Genomic DNA, 20,042 nt, shown 5'->3' with positions numbered 1-20,042 from the left:
AGTGTCAGCTGACGGTGACCCTGTTGGAGGCTTCTTCCAGGGAATCGATCAGTTGCTTCAGGCGAAGGCTCATATCCGCGCTTTCGGTGAGCTGTGTGACCATGCTTTCAGTGGTATCGCGAATGCTCTGGACATTGGCCAGCACCTGATCGGTGGAGGCGGTCTGGTCAGCAGACACATTGGCGATTTCCTGATTGGTATCGTCAATGCGGCCGACCACGGTATTGATGGCGTCCAGAGAATTTCTGGCCTCTTCTGATTCATCCACGCATCGGGAGGCATCCTCTGAGCTGCCGGTCATCTGGGTGACGGCTCCCTCCATGGATTTGAGCAGTCGGTCGATGGTGTCCTGAATCTGGTCAGTGGAATCCTGGACCCGCTGGGCCAGGTTGCGCACTTCGTCGGCCACCACAGCAAATCCACGGCCCTGCTCACCGGCGCGAGCCGCTTCAATGGCCGCGTTCAGTGCCAGCAGATTGGTCTGTTCGGCAATGCCCCGGATTTCAGCAACGGCATGGCTGATTTCATGACTGTTCTCAGCCAGTGCCTGCACACTGTCCGCAGAGGTCTGGATTGCTGTGGCCAGTTTACGAATGGAGTCCGCGCTGCGGCTAACCCGCTCACTGCCGTCAACGGCCGCATTTCTGGCTTCGTGGGAAAGGGTCTTGGCGATGCCGGCCTGTTCAGCGATGCCGGAAAAACTCTGCAGCATATTTTCGACCACCTCGGCACTGCGATCAGCGCCGGACTGCTGTCGGCTCAGGTTCTCTCTGCGGGCGTCCGCAGCGGTAGCCAATTCACGCGCTTCGTTGTGGAGATGATCGATGGCCTGTTTCATGCTTTTGACCACGCCCATGGTGCGGTCCTGCATGGCGTTGAAGGCCTGTGCCATTTCACCGATCTCGTCCGTGGAATCAACCTGGGCGCGTTCACTGAGGTTGCCTGAGGCCTGCACCGACACCATTGTGCTTTTCAGGCGGTACACATGCCGTTCGATAAAGGAAATCAGTAATTGTGAGCCGGCCATCTCGAGCACCATCAGCAAGGCGACCACCAGGGCAAAGCCCCCCGCGGTTTCGCTGAAAACGGCCTGGAAGGATTGATCAGTCAGCGCGGCAATGGTGTTCATGGAGTAGACCACCAGCAGGCAGAGAACCACAAACACAACAATGTTAAGCAGCCAGAACTTGTATTTAAGCCGGGCATTCCTGAGTAACTGCAACATGGAGGATCTCAATCAAGGGCTTTGACAGGTATCTGCTGCGCCTTGGAGGAGGCGGGGACTTCCGGGACGGCAAGGCCAAGGTTGTTTCTTTCGAAAACCCGGTCGGCACGGTAGCTGGAGCGAACCATGGGGCCGGATGGCACTTCCATGAAGCCTTTCTCCAGGCCGATTTCACGGTAGCGGTTGAAGTCCTCCGGGGTGACGTATTTCTCCACCGGCAGGTGATTCTGTGTGGGACGCAGATACTGGCCCAGGGTCAGGATGTCGACACCGATGGCCCGCAGGTCATCCATGGTTTCCAGGATTTCTTCCTCGGTTTCACCCAGCCCCAGCATCAGGCTGGTCTTGGTGAGTATGTCCGGACGGTACTTCTTGGCATGGGCCAGAACACTGAGGGTTTTTTCATAGCCGGCGCGGGGATCCCGCACCCGCCTGGTCAGGCGTTTCACCGTCTCCACGTTCTGTGCGAATACGTCCAGGCCGGAGTCGACAACCTTCTCAACGTTCTCCATCACCGCATCGAAATCCGGTGTCAGGGCTTCAACCGCTACTTCCGGAGTGCGTTGTTTGATGGCGGATACACAGGCGGCATAGTGGGCGGCACCGCCGTCCTCAAGGTCGTCACGGTCCACGGACGTAAGTACAATGTAACGCAGCCCCATGAGCTCAACAGATTTGGCAGTATTCTCAGGTTCCTCGTGGTCAAGCCAGCCTTTGGGGTTGCCGGTGTCGACAGCGCAGAAGCGACAGGCACGGGTGCAGACGGATCCCATCACCATTATGGTGGCGGTGCCGTTTGTCCAGCATTCACCGATGTTGGGGCAGTGGGATTCCTGGCACACCGTGCTCAGGCGGTTTTCGGTAACATTCTTGCGAACGGCTTCGTAACGCTCGCCACCCGGCATACGGGCGCGGAGCCATGAGGGCTTACGTTGCGTGGCTGTGTCAATAATGCCCGACCCCGACCGTTTGATACCGTCCTTGATGGCGGAGAAGCCATGCTCATTGCGGAACTTGGAACCACTGGAAACACGGGGTTTGGCGCTGTCACTCATTACAACTGGACTCTCTGCCGTTGACGGGTGGGGATGGATAAACTTCAACTGTAATCCGCCGCAGCGGAGGATACAAGGCGGGTACGGATAATCACGGGGTTTGCGGGTACGACTTTCGTCGTACCCGCCAGCTGGGTCAGGCCGTGGCTTTGTCCAGTGCCTGGCTGATATCGGCAATAATGTCGTCGACGTGTTCAATACCGATCGACAGCCGCACAAGGTCTTCGCTGACGCCTGCGCTTGCCAGTTCTTCCGGGTTCAGCTGCCGGTGCGTGGTCGTGGCCGGGTGGCAGGCCAGCGACTTGGCGTCACCAATGTTTACCAGGCGGTAGATCAGTTGTAGGGCATCGATAAACTTCGCGCCGTTCTCGCGGCCACCGGTGATGCCAAAGCTGAGAATGCCCGATGCGCGGCCGCCACAGATCTTGTCACAGGTAGCCTTGTAGGGGCTGTCTGCCAGTGTGGCATAGTTGACCCATTCGACGGATGGATGATTCTGCAGGTAGTCAGCCACTTTTTCCGCATTCTCGCAGTGGCGCTCCATGCGCAGTCCCAGGGTTTCCAGGCCCTGCATGATCAGAAAGGCATTGAACGGAGCCAGGGCTGCGCCGGTATTGCGCAGCGGAACAACCCGGCAGCGGCCAATGAAAGCTGCCTCTCCCAGAGCCTCGGCGAAAACCACCCCGTGGTAAGAGGGATCCGGCTCATTGAGCATCGGGAACTTTGCCTTGTTGGCGGCCCAGTCGAATTTTCCGGAATCCACCACCACGCCGGCAACCGTGGTGCCGTGACCGCCGATGTACTTGGTGAGCGAGTGGACGACGATGTCTGCGCCATGTTCGAAGGGCCGGCACAGGAAGGGGGTCGCTACAGTGTTGTCGACAATCAGCGGAATGCCATGTTTGTGGGCAATCTCCGCCCAGCGCTGGATGTCCACCACGTTGCCGGCGGGGTTGCCGATGGATTCGCAGAACAGCGCCCGGGTATTGTCGTCGATGGCCTTTTCCACAGCGTCAAAGTCATCATGCCTCACCATTCTGCAGTCGATACCCTGGTTGGGGAGTGAGTGGGCAAACAGGTTGTAGGTGCCACCATAAAGCTGGCCGGTGCTGACAATGTTGTTGCCCACCTTACAGATGGTCTGCAGGGCATAGAGGATAGCGGCCATGCCCGACGCTACCGCAAGAGCACCGACACCGCCTTCAAGCTGCGCCATGCGCTCTTCCAGTACCGCGTTGGTGGGGTTCATGATGCGGGTATAGATGTTGCCCTGCACCTTGAGGTCGAACAGATCGGCACCGTGCTGGGTATCGTCGAAGGTATAGGAGGTAGTCTGGTAAATGGGTGTGGTGGCGGCGTTGGTGGTCGGGTCGCCATTAAAGCCTGCGTGGAGGGCGAGAGTTTCCGGTTTCACGATGTCGTATCCTTTTTGTTGAATGTTGATGCTGGGATTGAGCGTTCAGGGAGAGTATGCCACAGGCCTGGATAGGTGAGCAGGGCAGCGGGCTGCTTTTCATTTATTGGGGGAGGGGAAGGCAGGTATAAAAAAAGCCCGACTCTTTCGAGCCAGGCTTTTTAAATACTGGTAGCAAGGGGCGGAGTCGAACCGCCGACCCCGGCATTATGAGTGCCGTGCTCTAACCAACTGAGCTACCTTGCCATTTCGCTGTGGGCCAAGGCCCAAACGAGGCGCGTATTTTCAGTATTTGGGCCCCTGCTGTCAAGGCTTGGAGGCCGCTTTTTCTGAAAATTACACGTTAAAGCGGAAGTGGATGACGTCGCCGTCCTGCACAATGTATTCCTTGCCTTCCAGGCGCCACTTGCCTGCCTCCTTGGCGCCGGCTTCGCCGTTGTACTTGACGAAGTCTTCGTAGCTCACCACTTCGGCTCGGATGAAGCCGCGCTCGAAGTCGGTGTGGATCACGCCGGCTGCCTGGGGTGCGGTAGCGCCAACGCGTACGGTCCAGGCGCGGACTTCCTTTACACCAGCAGTGAAGTAGGTCTGCAGGTCCAGCAGTCGGTAGCCCGCACGAATAACGCGGTCCAGGCCTGGTTCGTCCATGCCCATTTCTTCCAGGAACATCGACTTTTCATCGTCTTCGAGTTCGGAGATCTCGGCTTCTATCTTGTTGCAGATGGGGACCACTACGGCATTTTCAGATTCGGCGATTTTGCGCACCGTATCCAGGTGAGGATTGTTTTCAAAGCCGTCTTCGCTGACGTTGGCGATGTACATGGTGGGCTTCACGGTCAGCAGGCACAGCTCGCGGATCAGTGCCATCTGGTCCTTGTCCAGGTTCATGCTGCGCACTGGCTTGCCTTCGTTCAGAACTGGCATCAGTTTTTCGAACATCTCCAGTTGCGCCTTGGCTTCCTTGTCGCCGCTCTTGGCGACCCGCTGGACCCGCTTGATGGCTTTCTCGACGGTTTCCAGATCGGCAAGGGCCAGCTCGGTGTTGATCACCTCGATGTCCGAGGCCGGATCAATTTTGTTGGAGACGTGAATAACGTTGTCGTCTTCAAAGCAGCGCACAACGTGGGCAATAGCGTCGGTCTGGCGGATGTTGGCCAGGAACTGGTTTCCCAGGCCTTCGCCCTTGGAGGCGCCCTCTACCAGGCCTGCAATGTCCACAAACTCCATGGTCGTCGCGACGACTTTTTCCGGCTTCACGATCTCGGCGAGCTTGTTCAGGCGGGGATCGGGCATGGCAACCACGCCGGCATTGGGCTCGATGGTGCAGAAGGGAAAGTTTTCGGCGCCAATGCCGGATTTGGTCAGCGCGTTGAACAGGGTGGATTTGCCGACGTTGGGAAGGCCGACGATGCCGCAGTTAAATCCCATGGAATGCCTCTGCTGGTGCTTGAAAAATTTGGGCGGATTATACCGGTGTATGGGGGTGTAAGCGAATAAGGGAATTCTTCGGGGACGTCGGATTACGCTTCGCTAATCCGACCTACGTGTGTCCGGGTCATTGCTGTCGTTGTAGGTCGGATTAGCCACAGGCGTAATCCGACGGAGGCTGGCTTAGGGGCTGGGCCTGAAACTATGGAGCCTGTTCATCGCGGCAGGAAGTTTGCCGCTGGCAGCATCCGGCAGCACGCGAATGATCTCGTCGATGACGGCGTTGAGCTCTTCGGTTTCCTGTTTGCCCAGGCGGCCGAGTACGTAGCCGGTGACCTGACGGCTATCGCCGGGGTGTCCAATACCGATGCGCAGGCGCTGGAAATCGTTGGTGCCCAGATGAGCGATGGTGTCCCGAAGGCCGTTGTGCCCGCCATGTCCGCCACCTTTCTTGAGTTTGGCGGTGCCGGGGGGCAGGTCGAGGTCGTCGTGGGCAACCAGGATCTGCTGGGGCTGAATCTTGAAAAAGTCCGCCAGAGCCTTGATGGACAGGCCGCTGCGGTTCATATAGGTGGAGGGATTCAACAGATGCAGGTCCAGGCCCTGCATTTGAATGCGGGCGTAGAGGCCGTGGTACTTCTTTTCGGGGCGGAGCGTCTGGCCCGCTTCGCGGGCCAGAGCTTCGACGAAAAGAGCGCCGGCATTATGGCGGGTATTCGCATAGTCGGGACCTGGGTTACCCAGCCCCACCACCATGAGGATATCCTGTGCCATCTGCCGTTGCCCTCGTCAGTACAGGAGCAGTTACTCCTTGCCTTCGCCTTCTTCACCTTCCTCGCCGCCTTCGCCTTCGTCATCAACTTTGGCGCCGCGCGGCTTGTGGATGGCAACAACCGGAAGATCGTGATCCTCACCCTGGAGCAGGGCAGCAACACGAACGCCTTTCGGCAGTTTGAGGTCGCTCAGGTGAACAACCTGGTCCATCTCTACTTCAGCCATGTCGACTTCAAGGAACTCAGGCAGATTCTGCGGCAGACAGATCACTTCCACTTCGGTGATCTGGTGGTTGGCAACGCCGCCCTGAAGCTTGATGGCCGGTGCAGAGTCTTCGTTCAGGAAGTGCAGCGGCACGTTTACGTGGATCTCGTGATCCTTGTCAACGCGCAGGAAGTCGGCGTGGGTCAGCAGCGGCTTGTACGGGTGACGCTGCAGATCCTTCAGGATCACGCTCTCTTTCTTGCCGTCCAGCTCGATGGTCAGAACGTGGGAGAAGAAGGCTTCGTTTTCCAGAGCTTTTTTCAGCTCGTTGTGCCAGATGGAAATCGGAGTGGCTTCTTTTTTTCCGCCATAGATAATGGCCGGAATTTTACGCTCCTCACGACGCAGGCGGCGGCTCGCACCTCTCCCCTGATCGCCACGAGGAAATGCTTCAATAAGAAATTCCTGAGACATGGTTATAACCTCAATTTTCACCGGAACGGCCCGCGACCAGGCCCTGAACAGGTGACATTTGCGAAATGCCGGAAGCTTTTCCGGCGGACTAAGCAGACCGGGAGCCCATGGGCTCCCGGTCTGAATTCTTCTCTGTAAATCAGGCTGTTAGCTGATCAGGCGTTCTCAAACATCGCGCTGATGGATTCTTCATTACTGACGCGACGAATGGATTCCGCAAGCAGCCCAGCCATACTGAGGATGCGGATCTTATCACAATTACGCGCTTTGTCACCCAGTGGGATTGTGTCACAGACCACCAGTTCGTCCAGTTCGGAGGCGTTAAGGTTGTCAACAGCCGGGCCGGAGAGGACGGGATGGGTGATATAGGCGACGACTTTGGAGGCGCCGTGCTCTTTCAGGGCATTGGCGGCTTTGCACAGCGTACCCGCCGTATCAATGATGTCGTCCACCAGAATACACGTCTTGTCTTTGACATCACCGATGATGTGCATGACCTGTGACACATTGGCTTTCGGGCGGCGCTTGTCGATGATGGCCAGGTCGGCATCGTCCAGACGCTTGGCCACGGCGCGGGCGCGCACAACGCCACCAACGTCGGGAGATACCACAACAAAGTTTTCAAAACGCTGCTTCTCGATATCTTCGAGCATTACCGGGGTGGCATAGATATTATCTACCGGGATGTCGAAGAAGCCCTGAATCTGGTCGGCGTGCAGGTCCAGTGTCAGAACCCTGTCGACGCCGATGCTCGAGATCATGTCTGCAACCACTTTTGCGCTGATGGCAACGCGGGTGGAGCGAACGCGGCGGTCCTGGCGAGCATAGCCGTAATAGGGAATAACCGCAGTAACCCGGGTAGCGGATGCTCGACGAAGGGCGTCGGCCATCACAATAAGTTCCATCAGGTTATCGTTGGTGGGGTTACAGGTGGGCTGGATGATAAAGACATCATGCCCGCGAACATTTTCATTGATCTCGACAGTGGTTTCACCGTCGCTGAAGGTTCCAACGGTGGCCTGGCCCATGGGGATGTGGAGTTTCTGGGCGATGGCTTTGGCGAGCTCAGGGTTGGCGTTGCCAGTGAAAATCATCAGTTTGGACACGACGGCATCCTTCTCGGTAACGGCGTTTGATTCAGAAGAAGCGGGAGAAAGGTGGCTGGGGTGGCAGGATTCGAACCTGCGCATGACGGGATCAAAACCCGTTGCCTTACCACTTGGCGACACCCCAGTATCGTGCTTTTTTGGCATCATTTCAGCTCTGTCAGCTTTTTGTGAAGTGGTGAAATATTCACCCCTTGAGCTACGAACCCCGTGATGCCGGAGGGTTTGCTTTCCCAGATAATCCGGGCTGCGGATTCTGTCGGGAAACGTCCAAATATGCAAGCCCCGGTTCCGGTTAATCTTGCAGGTCCGAATTGTGCAAGCCACTCCAGGCCTTGATGAACCTCAGGATACAGTCTTCGAACTACATCCTCACAGTCGTTTCGGTACCTCGAGGCGTCTCCCTCAAAAGCGGGCGCTATTTTGATTCCGGGGGTATCCCTTGTCAACCCTTGCTCGGAAAAAATCTCCTTGGTGCTTATATCGCAAGATGGTTTTATAACCACGAACCAGTCTTCAGGGGGATTCGCGTCGGTCAGCTTTTCACCCACGCCTTCACCCCAGGCAGAGTGTCCGCGAACGAAAACAGGCACATCTGCACCCAGAGTCAGGCCAATCTCCGCCAGCTCGTCGAGGGAGTGGCCAAGTCCCCACAGGTAATTCAATCCCAGCAGGGTGGTGGCGGCATTGGAGCTGCCACCACCCAGGCCACCTCCCATGGGTAGTCGTTTGTCGATGGCGATACTGACTCCGGCAACAGGGTTGTTGGCTGTGGCTGCCAGTTTCCGGGCGGCTCGGATAACCAGGTTTTCTTCGTCCGGCACGCCGGGTATGGGCTGCTCCAGTAAAATCTGGTCGTCAGGGCGGGTGGTCAGGGTGATGGTGTCGCCGTAGTCAAGGAACTGAAACAGGGTTTGTAGTTCGTGGTAGCCGTCCGGCCGCCGGCCCAGAATGTGCAGGAAAAGATTCAGCTTGGCCGGAGAAGGAAGTGTAAGACTGCTCACCGGCTGTCTCCGTCTGTCTGGCGCCAACTGGTCACGGCGAGCCTGACCCGCTTTTCTCCCTTGACTGCAGTCACACGGGCCGGAAGGGAGGGGTAGCCTTCAATAAACGCCTGCCAGCGGTCGTAGCGAATCTCCCAGCCCTTCTGGCGTATTACCGCAAGCCGGTCCTGATCGTCGAAGAATAGCCGGTAGTCGCCGTCCGGGCCGGGCAGGCCTCTTATCCACCAGGTAAGGCTGTTGATGGGTAGTTGCCAGCCTGTGGCCGCTTCAATCAGCGCCTCCGGGTTGCCTGACTGATACTGCTCGCCGTCTGGCAATGTCAGTTCCACGAAGCCAGGCATGCCCTCAATGGTGGTGCGTCCCATGCCCAGGAAAGAGGAGGATAGTGCCAGTTCGTAGGCCTCCTGATTCTGGTTCCAGTAGTTGATAACTGCGGTGCCGCTGTCAGAAGGCTGGCGGACGGCCAGTTTGCCGGTGAGTTCCCATTGCTGGAACTGGTTCAGCCGGGCGCGGTATTCGTTCCAGCTTGCCGGTGGCTGTTCGGTCAGGCCTTCGGGTAGTGGGTCAACCTGCAAGGAAGTACAGCCACCCAGAATGAGGGTGGCTAGCGTCAGAGCAATGGCGGGAAATCTCAAAGGGATTGCTCCCCGGTCAGCCTCTCGACGGTTTCGATCAGTACCGGGTGGTCCGGGTCTTGCGCAAACCCTTCTTCCCAGATGATGCGGGCCTGTTCCTGCTCTCCGGTCTGCCAGAGAACCTCGCCGAGGTGAGCGGCCACTTCCGGATCCTTGTAGGCTTCCCAGGCGCGGGACAGGTATGTCAGGGCCTCTTCCGTCTCGCCCTGTTTGTAAAGTACCCAGCCCATGCTGTCGAGGATGGCGGGGTTTTCCGGGTCGATTTCCAGTGCCCGTTCGATGTAGTCCCTGGCTTCATCATAGCGGTCCGAGCGGGAAGTGATGATGTAGCCCAGAGCGTTGAGAGCGACCGCATTTTGTGGCTGCTCTTCAATGATCTTCCTCAGGTCGGCCTCTGCCTGCCCGGGTTTGTCCAGTGAATCCAGCAGCATGGCGCGGGCATAGCGGATGCGGATGTTATCCGGGTAATCTTCCAGTGCTGTATTGGCGGCCTCCAGCGCCTGTTGCTTCCGCTCCCTGTCCAGCAGGAGGTTGATTTCCAGCAGGTGGAAATTTTCCTCCTGGGCAGGATTGTTGTCCCTCAGTTCCCGTATTGCGGACAGTGCCTCATCAAGGTCCCCCTGCTCCGCCATAAGCTCGCTGGCCCGTGCCAGGGCAGGAAAGTAGTAGTTGCCTTTCTCGACGTTCCTGTAATAGCCGATGGCCTGCTCGGTCTTGTCCTCTTCGTCGGCAATCCGGCCCAGGTAATAATGCGCTTCATCCGTATGGTGGCCCTGTTCGATCAGCCGGGTCAGTTCCTCCTCGGCCAGAGCAGTCTGGCCATTTTCCAGCGCCACCAGGGCGTGGGAGAGTCTCAGGCCGGGCACGTCGGGGAAGCGACGCACCAGCCGACTGAATTCGTCCTGGGCGGCCTGGAGCTCGCCTTCACCGATCAGCATGCGACCATAGAGTGTGCCCATCTGGCGGTTGTTGGGAAATCGCCGGGTATTGCGCAGCAGATGGTCCAGTGCCTGACGCTTCTCGCCGGTCTGGTAAAGCAGGTCGCCTTTCAGGACCAGGGCGGGCTGGAAGTCCGGTTCATCGTCAAGCAGGGGAGTCAGTTTATCCAGGGCCTGTTGCGGTTTACCGGTCACTTTCAGAAGCAGGGCAATGCTGTAGTGCAGCTCCGGGTTGTCCGGATGCCGCTGTTCCATCTGTTGATACAGCTGGAGTAGCTCCTGCTGTTGCTCCGGTGGCAGATTTCCGGCCATGGCGGCCAGGCTGTCAAAGTCTGCGTCGCCGCCCAGATCCATGATGCGTTCCATGTGGCCAAGCGCGGTTTCCAGATCGTTGTTTTTCACTGCCTGGATCGCCGAGACCCGGTGGGCCTGCATGTTGTCGGGATCTACGTCCAGCCATAATTCTGCCAGTTTTCGCTGGGCATTGTCGGCATTGAGAGACTGGGCAATGCGCATGGTTCTCTCAATAACCGCCCTGTCGCGGGATTGCTGCGCTGCCTTCATGTAATTGACAAGGGTAACGTCAAAGCGGCCCCGCTGGGCGGCTATCTCGCCGGAGAGGAGCAGGTAGAGCTCTTCCGGTTCGAAGTCCGCGTAGCGGATTTCCGGTTCCTGATCGGCGGAGGATGTGGTCTTCCCGGTATCCTCCTGTGCAGTGTCGGATTGCTGTTCCTGGTTGTCCTTCAGAAGCGCGCAGCCGGACAGGGAAAGCCCGAGCAGGCAGGTAACAAGCAGTAATGCGGACTTTTGCATGCAACATCCCATGATCTGTGTACAGTGCACCTGATGGGCCGGGAATGGTTCTGGCGGCAGCCTCAGATGTGGCGTAATGCAATGAGGTTCTATGATGGCACAAGCGCCTGATATTGCCCAACCTGTCAGCAGTTCCCGATATTGCAGTGGTTTTGGGTGGCGACTGAAGCTCCTGATCGTTAAAATACCGGTAATACTCCGTCTTCCGGCATAAGGCAGTCTAACCGCGACATGGCACTGGTCACCCTCGGAATCAATCATCGTACCGCCCCGGTCGAGTTGCGTGAGCGCGTGGCGTTCACCCCCGAGCGAATGGCGGAGGCTTTTGCCGAATTGCGTGCGACTTCCGGGGCCAGTGAAGCGGCTATCCTGTCTACCTGTAACCGCACCGAACTCTACCTGGCGGGTGACGACGACTGCGCGCCTGCTGTACTGCGGTGGCTGGCAGGCTTCCATGATATGGAGGCCGCGGATCTGGAAGAGGTGCTGTATGTGCACCGGGATGCCGAGGCCGTGCGCCATATCATGCGGGTGGCGGCGGGGCTGGATTCCATGGTGCTTGGTGAGCCACAGATCCTGGGTCAGCTCAAGGATGCCTACGCCCTGGCCCGGGAGCACAATGCCAGTGGGGCCTTCCTGTCGCGCCTGTTTGAGCAGACCTTCTCAGTTGCCAAGCGTGTGCGAACCCAGACCGCGATTGGTGAGAACCCGGTGTCGGTGGCTTATGCCGCCGTCAGCATGGCTCATCATATTTTTGCGGATATGTCCCGCAACAAGGCTCTGCTTATTGGCGCGGGCAAGACCATCGAACTGGTTTCCCGGCATCTTGCAGACGCCGGAGTGAAAGACTTTCTGGTGGCCAACCGCACCCTTGAACGTGCCCAGGCGTTGGCGGAATCCCGTGGCGGGAAGGGTATTGTGCTTTCCGATATTCCCGACCACCTGGCCGACGTGGATATTATTATTTCCTCCACTGCCAGCCCCCTGCCAATCCTGGGGAAGGGGGCCGTGGAGCGGGCCCTGAAAAAACGCAAGCATCGCCCCTATTTCATGGTGGACATTGCCGTCCCGAGGGATATTGAACCGGAAGTCAGCTCCCTGGCGGATGTCTACCTCTACACGGTTGACGACCTGCGACAGGTCATCGAGGAAAATGTGCGGTCCCGTGAGGGGGCCGCTCGGGAAGCGGAAAACCTCGTAACCGACGGAGTGCAGCAGTTCCTGAGTCAGTTGAGGGCGCTGGATGCGGTGTCAACGCTGAAACAGTTCCGCCAGCGTGCGGAAACCGTGAGAGACGCGGAAACGGAGAAGGCGATTCGCGCGCTTCGTAACGGCGCTGATCCGGAAACCGTGTTGCGGAGCATGGCAAGGGGGCTGACCAACAAGCTGCTCCACGAGCCCTCCATCCAGGTCCGCAAGGCCACAACGGAGGGCAGGACGGAAGTCACCCAGTGGCTCAGAGAGTTGCATCAGCTTGATGCACTGGAAGCCGATGCCCCAATCACCCCGGAAAAACTATGAAGTCATCAATCCAGTCCCGCCTCGAGCAGCTGACCGACCGCTTCGAGGAAGTCAGCGCGTTGCTGAGCGACCAGGGGACCATTGCCAACCAGGATAAGTTTCGTGACCTTTCGAGGGAGTTCGCCGAAATTGAGCCTGTCGTTCACTGTTTCCAGGCCTGGCAGCAGGCCCGTGAGGACGTAAAGGAAGCTAGCGAACTGGCCCGGGATGGCGATGCCGATATGCGCGCCATGGCGGAAGAGGAGTTGAACCTTGCGGAGCAGAGAAGCGAGGAGCTGGATGAGGAACTCCAGCGCCTGATGCTGCCCAAGGATCCCAACGACGGCAAGAACGTATTCCTGGAGATCCGCGCTGGGACTGGAGGCGACGAAGCAGCCATTTTCGCTGGCGATCTGTTCAAGATGTACATGCGTTACGCCGAGCGCCAGCGCTGGCAGGTGGAAGTCATCAGCGCAAGTGAGGGGGAGCATGGCGGGTACAAGGAGATTATCGCCCGCATCGCCGGCAGTGCCGTGTATGGTGCCCTGAAGTTCGAGTCCGGGGCGCACCGGGTGCAACGGGTGCCGGAAACCGAGTCCCAGGGCCGTATCCATACCTCTGCCTGCACGGTGGCGGTAATGCCTGAGGCGGACGAAACCGAGGCGGTCGAGATCAACAAGTCCGATCTGCGGGTCGATACCTTTCGCGCCTCCGGTGCCGGTGGTCAGCACGTCAACAAGACCGACTCTGCCATTCGCATCACCCATATACCCACCGGTATTGTGGTGGAGTGCCAGGAAGAGCGTTCCCAGCACAAGAACCGCGCCAAGGCCATGAGTCTCCTGGCCTCTCGTCTCCAGAACGAAGAGATTGAACGCCAGCAGAAAACCATGGCCGCTACCCGTAAGAGTCTGGTGGGTAGCGGTGATCGGTCAGAGCGGATTCGCACCTACAACTTCCCCCAGGGGCGGGTGACTGATCACCGTATCAACCTGACGCTGTACAAGCTGGATGAAGTGATATCCGGTGACCTGGATGCGGTCATCGTGCCCTTGCAGCAGGAACACCAGGCCGATCTGCTGGCTTCCCTGGCTGATGAGTGAAAAAAAACTGTCCTGTGAGGCATTGCTGAAAGAAGCCGCTGAATTGATCGGCGGCGATTCCCCGCGCCTGGATGCGGACTTATTGCTGGGGCTTGTGACCGGCTGGTCCCGGACCGCTTTCCGGGCGTGGCCCGAGCGCGAGGTGACCGTTGCCCAGGCAGCCCGATTCCGGGACCTTGTGGAACGTCGGTGCGAAGGCCATCCGGTGGCACATCTGCTGGGCGAGCAGGAGTTCTGGTCGCTGCCCCTGACGGTCAATCCCTCCACACTCATTCCCCGGCCGGATACGGAATGCCTGGTGGAAGCGGCCCTGGCGCTGAAGCTCCCGGTAGACGCCAGTGTTCTGGATCTTGGCACCGGCACCGGGGCGATTGCCCTGGCCCTGGCCAGTGAAAGGCCCGGCTGGCGGGTTTGTGCCTCCGACGCCGTCACCGAAGCCGTGACTCTTGCGACCGACAATGCCCGTCGCCTGGGCCTGCCTGTGACTGTGCGGCGAAGTGACTGGTTTACAAACTTGCCCGCCGGCACCTTTGATCTGATCATTTCCAACCCCCCGTACATTGCGGGCAATGATGCGCATCTGGGTGAGGGCGACGTACGTTTTGAACCGGCCTCTGCGCTGGTCGCCGGCGATGACGGCCTGGACGATATCCGGAAGATAACAGCCGAGGCTCCGGCCTGGCTCTCACCGGGTGGCTGGTTGATACTGGAGCATGGCTATGAACAGGGCGAGGCTGTGCGCCGGCTTTTCACCGGGGCGGGATTGACCAGCGTGGAAACCCGCCAGGACTACGGTCGGCGTGACCGCTTTACCCTTGGGAGAAAACATCATGCTGAACGATGAAGAACTGCTGCGCTACAGCCGCCAGATACTGATGCCCCGGTTCGACATTGCCGGCCAGGCCAAACTCAAATCCGCACGGGCTCTGGTGGTGGGTGCCGGTGGCCTGGGTTGCCCGGTGGCCCTCTACCTCGGTGCCGCCGGAATTGGTCACCTTACCCTGGTCGACGACGATGAGGTGGAAGTGGCCAACCTGCAGCGCCAGATCGCGTTCGAGCAGGCGGATCTTGGTGAATCCAAGGCCGAACGCCTGGCTGATCGTGTGCGCCGCATAAATCCCGAAGTGTCAGTAACCGCATTGAACGAGCGACTGGAAGGAGAAGAACTGCAACGCCAGGTTGCCTCCGCCAGCCTGGTGATCGACTGCACCGACAATTTCAATACCCGTTTTGCCCTTAACCGTGCCTGTGTTGCGGCAAGCGTGCCATTGGTGTCGGGTGCTGCGATTCGGGGAGAAGGGCAACTGGCGGTGTATGATGTGCGCGATGCAACCAGTCCCTGTTATCACTGCCTATACTCAGAACAGGGAAACGAAGACCTCACCTGCTCAGAAGCGGGTGTTATTGGTCCTTTAGTCGGTATGATCGGTGCTTCCCAAGCCATGGAAGCGATTAAGGTCATCACCGGCGTTGGCAAACCCCTTACAGGCCGGTTATTGATTCTGGATGCCTGGCAAATGGAATGGCGGGAAATGAAACTGGCAAGAGATCCGGGCTGTCCTGTCTGCAGCAGCAGAGAGTCGGCATAAGGCCGGCTGGCGGAAGGCTCTGCCAAAACCGTGCGGAGCCATGGATGGCGGAGCCGAGCGTACACGGATGTATTCACAGCGTGTTTTGGCAGAGCCTTCCGCCAGCTGGCCGTTTCCTCCAGAATCTGAAGCCAGCACTTCAATTTTTGAGGGCCTGGAACCTGGCAATCGCCTCTTTCCTGCTTTCTTTAAGGTCCACTATCGGTCTCGGATATCCGCCTGGAATGACACCGCCGGCCCAGGGCTGGTGGATTCGCTTGTTATCCAGTTTCGCCAGTTCCGGAACATATTTTCTGATGAACTCACCTTTAGGATCGAACCGCTCACTCTGGGTTGCCGGGTTGAACACCCGGAAATAAGGCGCTGAATCGGTGCCGGTGGAGGCGCTCCATTGCCAGCCGCCGTTGTTTGAGGCCAGGAAGCCGTCCACCAGTTTCGACATGAAATAGGCCTCGCCCAGTCGCCAGTCGATAAACAGGTTCTTGGTCAGGAACATGGCCGTGATCATGCGCAGGCGGTTATGCATCCAGCCGGTCTGGTTCAGTTGGCGCATGGCGGCATCGACAATGGGGATGCCGGTGTTTCCTGCCTTCCAGGCTTCGAATTTTTCGCCGGGAGTGTTCCATTGAAGGGCTTCGGTTTCCGGCTTGAAGGCCCGGTGCATGCTCACTCTGGGATAATGGTAGAGAATGTTGATATAGAAATCCCGCCAGGCGATCTCGTTGGTCCAGGTGGCCAGGCCTTCCTGATTGCCACCCATGGCCTGGTGCTGATGGGCAGCAATCAGGCATTGCCTGCCGGAGAGCACGCCGTTGGCGAGATAGGGCGAGAGCATGCTGGTGCCGTCCACTGCGGGCAGGTCGCGCAGGTTTTTGTAGTCTCCCGCGCGGGTGTCAAGAAACTGCTCCAGGCGCTGGTGAGCGGCGTCTTCGCCGGTTTCAACCAGGCGGGGAGGCGGGCTATCGAACCCTTCCGGAGTCTCGTCATAGCGGGCGGCCTCGATGATATCGCCGACAGCTTCGGGAATAGGGCACAGGGTTGGCTGAGCCGCGTCTATCCAGCTACGCCAGCGCCGCGAGAACGGAGTGAAAACCGAATAGGGCTCTTCCTGCTGGGTGAGAATACTGCCAACGGGCGCCACAGTCTGGTCCCGGTACTTGTTAACGGTGACGCCCATGGCGTCCAGAGCCTGTTTCAAGGTCTTGTCCCGGCGTCTTTCGTTAACTCCGTATTCCTCGTTGAAGTGTAGATGCCGGATACTCTCGCGCCGACAGAAATCTTTCAGTTTTTCAACGCTGCCTGCAAAGTCTGTCGCAGTGATAAACGACAGGGGAATCCCCAGCTTTGCCAGCTCTTCCGACAGGGCATTGGCGTGATCCAGAACGAATCGGGCCCTAGCCGGGGACCAGTCGTGCCGGTGCCATTGCTTCGCGGTGACGGCAAAGCAGGCAAGCACTGGTTGCTGGCTTTTGCAGGCGGCGGTCAGGGCGGCGTTATCGGCCACCCGCAGGTCGTTTCGGAACCAGACTAGCTGAGTCATTGCGCTTCCCGTTATCCGGTGGCAGGTTTGTGGCAACCAGGGTATTCGCCGGAACGTGCTGATTGGATTATAGTTAATGTCAGAATTCATGAATAAAGGGCCGGAATGACAACGAGTCTGGAAGCGCAGCAAACGATGCAGGATGGCCAATGGGGAGTAGAATACACGCTCGAACCCGGACAGACACAGTACCATGAGCTCTGCCATACCCGGGTCTGGGTGACCCTGCTGGAGCAGGAATGGCAGATTCGCTACCAGCGAATGCCCGAAGATGACGACCAGGAACGCTGGCTGCAGCGGGTAACCATCGCGTTGCCTGATGCCGACATGAACGTTCAACGATTTGTACGGCCGGACCGGGGCTGCCAGCTTCATTATCTGCCGGCCATGTCGAGCCTCGCCACCGTGATTCGTCCCTATCAGCCGCTGACCATTCCTGCCAACAGTGAATGCACAATCTATGTGGGCACGCTGTTGTGGATGCGCATCCAGGCCGGCAGCAAAGGTACGCACCTGATGGAGTTGCCGCTGGCTGATCCGTCACTCACCTGGGTGGGGCGGACCACGATGGAGGGCGAGTTGTGTTATTCCGCTGCCACCTTTGCACGCCTGGTACTGGATGCTGTGCCCAAGCGCCCATGGCGTGCCATCACACCTGTGAGAATAATCAATGAGCGTCAGGATCCCCTGTTGCTGGAGCGATTCAACCTGCCCACGCCTCTGTTGTCCCTACACCGCAATGACAGGGGACACCTGTGGACGCCGGGGGTGACCGTTATCTGCGAAACGGATATGAATTCAGCACGCCTGAAGGTTGACCACAATCTTGTTGCTGCCGCAGGGCGTTGCGAACTGGTGGCTCCGGCACGCGAGCAGACTTCCCGTGGTGGCCTGATAAGAGCTTACGACCGCATATTTGGCTGACACATCCGGCTGTTTGTCGTTACCCATACCGTAGATGGAGTTACCTTTTGATTGAGCAGCTTGAAAGCAGTCTGATGCAGTTTATCGGGGCCGTGGCCTGGGGCAAATGGATAAGCACCCTGTTTCTGCTGATTCTCGGTATCGTGCTGGCGTCCTTTGCGGCCCGGGGTGTTTCCCGGTTCATGGAGGACCGGGCCTCGCGTCACCATGCGGTCATGGTAAGAAGGCTGGTGTTCTATATCATCCTGGCCGTATTCTTCTTTGCCGCACTGCGGGAGGCGGGTTTCTCTCTGGACGTGGTGCTGGGCGCAGCAGGGATACTGACCGTTGCCATAGGCTTTGCCTCCCAGACCTCCGCCTCCAATATGATCAGCGGGCTTTTCCTGCTGGTGGAAAAGCCGTTTGAAATCGGCAATTTTATAGAGGTCGAAGGCACCATTGGCGAGGTGGTTTCCATTGACATGCTGAGCGTGAAGCTGCGTACTCCGGACAACCTCTATGTGCGCATCCCCAACGAGACGCTGATCAAGACCCGGGTAGTAAACCGCTCGCGCTTTCCCATCCGCCGCATGGATCTGACCGTAGGTATTGCCTACGCCGAAGATGTGGAACGGGTGGAGAATCTGCTTCTGGATCTGGCAAGACAGAACAGTGTCAGCCTCGAGGAGCCCAAAGCGTTTGTGCTGGTAACCGGGTTTGGTCCATCCTCAGTAGACCTGCAGTTTTCTTTCTGGGTGCCCGGTGACAGGGTACTGGAGGGGCGCAGTCAAATGATGGTGGCCATCAAGAAAGCACTTGACGAGGAGGGTATTGAAATACCCTTCCCACATACCAGTATCTATGCCGGAAGCCATTCCGAGCCCTTCCGGGTGGAGCTGCTTCGACCGGAAACCGCAACCAACAAGGGAGATCCGGATGCCGACCAGAACGGATGAATCTACACGAACCAGCCGGGTCCCGGGGGCAGACGGCAAGCTGGCCCTTGGCTGGCGCGAATGGGTCGCCTTGCCCGACTTTGATATTTCCCGCATAAAGGCAAAGGTGGATACCGGGGCCCGTACCTCGTGCCTCCACACATTCCGGACGGAACCCTATTCCGAGAATGGCGAGCGCCGGGTCCGCTTCTGGGTGCACCCGGTGCAGAACGATTTACACCACGTGGTGGAGTGCGATGCACTGGTACTGGATGAACGCAACGTCTCGGATTCTGGTGGACACAAGGAGTTGCGGCTGGTGATTGAAACCCGCCTGGTGATAGGCGACACCGAATGGCTCATAGAAATGACTTTGACCAATCGTGACTCCATGCGTTTTCGTATGCTGCTTGGTCGAACGGCAATGGCCGGGCGCGCCATTGTACTTCCTGAATGTTCCTATCTTGCCGGTGAACCGGCCCTAAGGACGATAAAATGAAGATTGCGATTCTGTCGCGTAACCGTCATCTCTACTCGACACGTCGTCTGGTGGAAGAAGGTGTTAATCGGGGCCATGAAGTGAAGGTAATCGACTGCCTGCACTGCTCCATGAACATAACCTCTGCCGATCCGAGAATTCACTACCACGAGGAAGTGCTGGAAGACTTTGATGTGGTGATCCCCCGTATTGGCGCCTCAGTGACGTTTTACGGCACGGCGGTGTTGCGCCAGTTTGAAATGATGGGTGTTTTCCCGGTCAACGAGTCGGTCGCTATTACCCGTTCCCGTGACAAGCTGCGTTCGTTGCAGTTGCTGGCTCGCAAAGGCGTGGGTATGCCGGTGACCGGGTTTGCCAACAAGCCGGACAACGTACCCGAACTGCTGAAAATGGTGGGTGGTGCACCGGTTGTTATCAAGTTACTGCAGGGCACCCAGGGTATTGGTGTGGTACTGGCTGAGACCCGCAAGGCGGCAGAAAGCGTGATCGAAGCCTTCATGGGACTGAAAGCCGACATTCTGGTACAGGAATTCATCAAGGAAGCCGGCGGTGCCGATATCCGCTGTTTTGTCATTGGTGACAAAGTTATTGCGGCCATGAAGCGCCAGGGTGGGGAAGGTGAGTTCCGGTCCAATCTGCACCGTGGTGGCACGGCGTCACTTGTGCGCATTACACCGGAAGAACGTCGTACCGCCATTACCGCCGCCAAATCCATGGGGCTTAATGTGGCTGGCGTCGATCTGCTTCGTTCCAGCCGGGGGCCGCTGGTGATGGAAGTAAACTCTTCACCGGGCCTGGAAGGTATCGAGAATGCCACTGGCAAGAACGTGGCTGGCATGATCATGAACTGGACAGAAAAGAACCAGAAGCCCTGGAAAACCCGCACCAAGGGGAGGGGCTGAG

Annotated in this window: 19 protein-coding genes, 2 tRNA genes and 1 pseudogene; 8 read left to right on the top strand and 14 right to left on the bottom strand. The window is 58.2% G+C overall.

Features of this window, described 5'->3' with window-relative positions; genetic code table 11:
- Positions 1–4: 4 nt before the first annotated feature.
- From QPM17_RS23930 to QPM17_RS05785, 13 genes and pseudogenes are all read right to left on the bottom strand, one after another.
- Positions 5–712, bottom strand: a complete 708-nt coding sequence (locus QPM17_RS23930) for a methyl-accepting chemotaxis protein (RefSeq protein ID WP_479691231.1) — start codon at positions 710–712, stop codon at positions 5–7.
- A gap of 159 nt (positions 713–871) precedes the next feature.
- Positions 872–1,027, bottom strand: a pseudogene (locus tag QPM17_RS23925) (HAMP domain-containing protein); the annotation flags it as partial.
- A 206-nt stretch (positions 1,028–1,233) separates the two neighbouring features.
- Entirely contained in the window at positions 1,234–2,280 is a 1,047-nt protein-coding gene (gene lipA / locus QPM17_RS05835; protein ID WP_285389578.1) for a lipoyl synthase, read from the bottom strand.
- A gap of 136 nt (positions 2,281–2,416) precedes the next feature.
- The gene (locus QPM17_RS05830) at positions 2,417–3,694 is read right to left on the bottom strand and encodes an O-acetylhomoserine aminocarboxypropyltransferase/cysteine synthase family protein (protein ID WP_285389577.1); all 1,278 of its coding nucleotides are present in this window, start codon (positions 3,692–3,694) and stop codon (positions 2,417–2,419) included.
- A gap of 169 nt (positions 3,695–3,863) precedes the next feature.
- Positions 3,864–3,940 (bottom strand) — tRNA-Met (locus tag QPM17_RS05825).
- A gap of 90 nt (positions 3,941–4,030) precedes the next feature.
- Positions 4,031–5,122, bottom strand: coding sequence for a redox-regulated ATPase YchF (gene ychF / locus QPM17_RS05820; RefSeq protein ID WP_285389576.1), 1,092 nt, complete (start codon positions 5,120–5,122; stop codon positions 4,031–4,033).
- Between the two features lie 183 nt (positions 5,123–5,305).
- On the bottom strand, positions 5,306–5,896 hold the full coding sequence (pth, locus tag QPM17_RS05815; protein ID WP_285389574.1) for an aminoacyl-tRNA hydrolase: 591 nt from the start codon (positions 5,894–5,896) through the stop codon (positions 5,306–5,308).
- 30 nt (positions 5,897–5,926) lie between these two features.
- Entirely contained in the window at positions 5,927–6,574 is a 648-nt protein-coding gene (locus tag QPM17_RS05810; RefSeq protein WP_285389573.1) for a 50S ribosomal protein L25/general stress protein Ctc, read from the bottom strand.
- Positions 6,575–6,729: 155 nt separating this feature from the next.
- The gene (locus QPM17_RS05805) at positions 6,730–7,680 is read right to left on the bottom strand and encodes a ribose-phosphate diphosphokinase (RefSeq protein WP_150993605.1); all 951 of its coding nucleotides are present in this window, start codon (positions 7,678–7,680) and stop codon (positions 6,730–6,732) included.
- Between the two features lie 52 nt (positions 7,681–7,732).
- A tRNA-Gln gene (locus tag QPM17_RS05800) sits at positions 7,733–7,807 on the bottom strand.
- A 19-nt stretch (positions 7,808–7,826) separates the two neighbouring features.
- Positions 7,827–8,684 carry a 4-(cytidine 5'-diphospho)-2-C-methyl-D-erythritol kinase gene (gene ispE / locus QPM17_RS05795; RefSeq protein WP_285389570.1) on the bottom strand — a complete coding sequence of 286 codons (858 nt, stop codon included), beginning with the start codon at positions 8,682–8,684 and terminating at the stop codon, positions 7,827–7,829.
- Positions 8,681–9,319, bottom strand: coding sequence for a lipoprotein insertase outer membrane protein LolB (gene lolB, locus QPM17_RS05790; RefSeq protein ID WP_285389567.1), 639 nt, complete (start codon positions 9,317–9,319; stop codon positions 8,681–8,683). Before lolB ends, ispE begins: the two co-directional genes overlap by 4 nt.
- Positions 9,316–11,070 carry a tetratricopeptide repeat protein gene (locus QPM17_RS05785; protein ID WP_285389564.1) on the bottom strand — a complete coding sequence of 585 codons (1,755 nt, stop codon included), beginning with the start codon at positions 11,068–11,070 and terminating at the stop codon, positions 9,316–9,318. Before QPM17_RS05785 ends, lolB begins: the two co-directional genes overlap by 4 nt.
- A gap of 231 nt (positions 11,071–11,301) precedes the next feature.
- Between QPM17_RS05785 and hemA the strand changes: the two genes are divergently transcribed.
- From hemA to QPM17_RS05765, 4 genes are read left to right on the top strand one after another with little or no spacing between them, the layout of a single operon-like run.
- On the top strand, positions 11,302–12,591 hold the full coding sequence (hemA, locus tag QPM17_RS05780; protein WP_285389563.1) for a glutamyl-tRNA reductase: 1,290 nt from the start codon (positions 11,302–11,304) through the stop codon (positions 12,589–12,591).
- Complete coding sequence (gene prfA, locus QPM17_RS05775; protein WP_285389562.1) at positions 12,588–13,673, top strand: peptide chain release factor 1; 1,086 nt, start codon at positions 12,588–12,590, stop codon at positions 13,671–13,673. The genes hemA and prfA overlap by 4 nt, the downstream gene beginning before the upstream one ends.
- The gene (gene prmC, locus QPM17_RS05770; RefSeq protein WP_285389561.1) at positions 13,666–14,517 is read left to right on the top strand and encodes a peptide chain release factor N(5)-glutamine methyltransferase; all 852 of its coding nucleotides are present in this window, start codon (positions 13,666–13,668) and stop codon (positions 14,515–14,517) included. The genes prfA and prmC overlap by 8 nt, the downstream gene beginning before the upstream one ends.
- Complete coding sequence (locus QPM17_RS05765; protein ID WP_285389560.1) at positions 14,504–15,262, top strand: HesA/MoeB/ThiF family protein; 759 nt, start codon at positions 14,504–14,506, stop codon at positions 15,260–15,262. The genes prmC and QPM17_RS05765 overlap by 14 nt, the downstream gene beginning before the upstream one ends.
- Positions 15,263–15,401: 139 nt before the next feature.
- Here QPM17_RS05765 and phrB read toward each other — a convergent pair whose 3' ends face one another.
- Positions 15,402–16,802, bottom strand: coding sequence for a deoxyribodipyrimidine photo-lyase (gene phrB / locus QPM17_RS05760; RefSeq protein ID WP_285389559.1), 1,401 nt, complete (start codon positions 16,800–16,802; stop codon positions 15,402–15,404).
- A gap of 105 nt (positions 16,803–16,907) precedes the next feature.
- Here phrB and QPM17_RS05755 point away from each other — a divergent pair, with 105 nt between their 5' ends.
- From QPM17_RS05755 to rimK, 4 genes are read left to right on the top strand one after another with little or no spacing between them, the layout of a single operon-like run.
- Positions 16,908–17,726 (top strand): hypothetical protein, encoded by an 819-nt coding sequence (locus tag QPM17_RS05755; protein WP_285389557.1) that lies wholly within the window; start codon positions 16,908–16,910, stop codon positions 17,724–17,726.
- A 47-nt stretch (positions 17,727–17,773) separates the two neighbouring features.
- Complete coding sequence (locus QPM17_RS05750) at positions 17,774–18,661, top strand: mechanosensitive ion channel family protein (RefSeq protein WP_422732726.1); 888 nt, start codon at positions 17,774–17,776, stop codon at positions 18,659–18,661.
- Positions 18,642–19,139 carry an ATP-dependent zinc protease family protein gene (locus QPM17_RS05745; protein ID WP_285389555.1) on the top strand — a complete coding sequence of 166 codons (498 nt, stop codon included), beginning with the start codon at positions 18,642–18,644 and terminating at the stop codon, positions 19,137–19,139. Before QPM17_RS05750 ends, QPM17_RS05745 begins: the two co-directional genes overlap by 20 nt.
- Complete coding sequence (gene rimK / locus QPM17_RS05740; RefSeq protein WP_285389553.1) at positions 19,136–20,041, top strand: 30S ribosomal protein S6--L-glutamate ligase; 906 nt, start codon at positions 19,136–19,138, stop codon at positions 20,039–20,041. The genes QPM17_RS05745 and rimK overlap by 4 nt, the downstream gene beginning before the upstream one ends.
- The last annotated feature ends 1 nt before the right edge of the window (position 20,042 follow it).

Source organism: Marinobacter azerbaijanicus (assembly GCF_030250645.1).
GTDB lineage: Bacteria > Pseudomonadota > Gammaproteobacteria > Pseudomonadales > Oleiphilaceae > Marinobacter > Marinobacter azerbaijanicus.
This window is presented reverse-complemented; position numbering and strand designations above follow the sequence as displayed.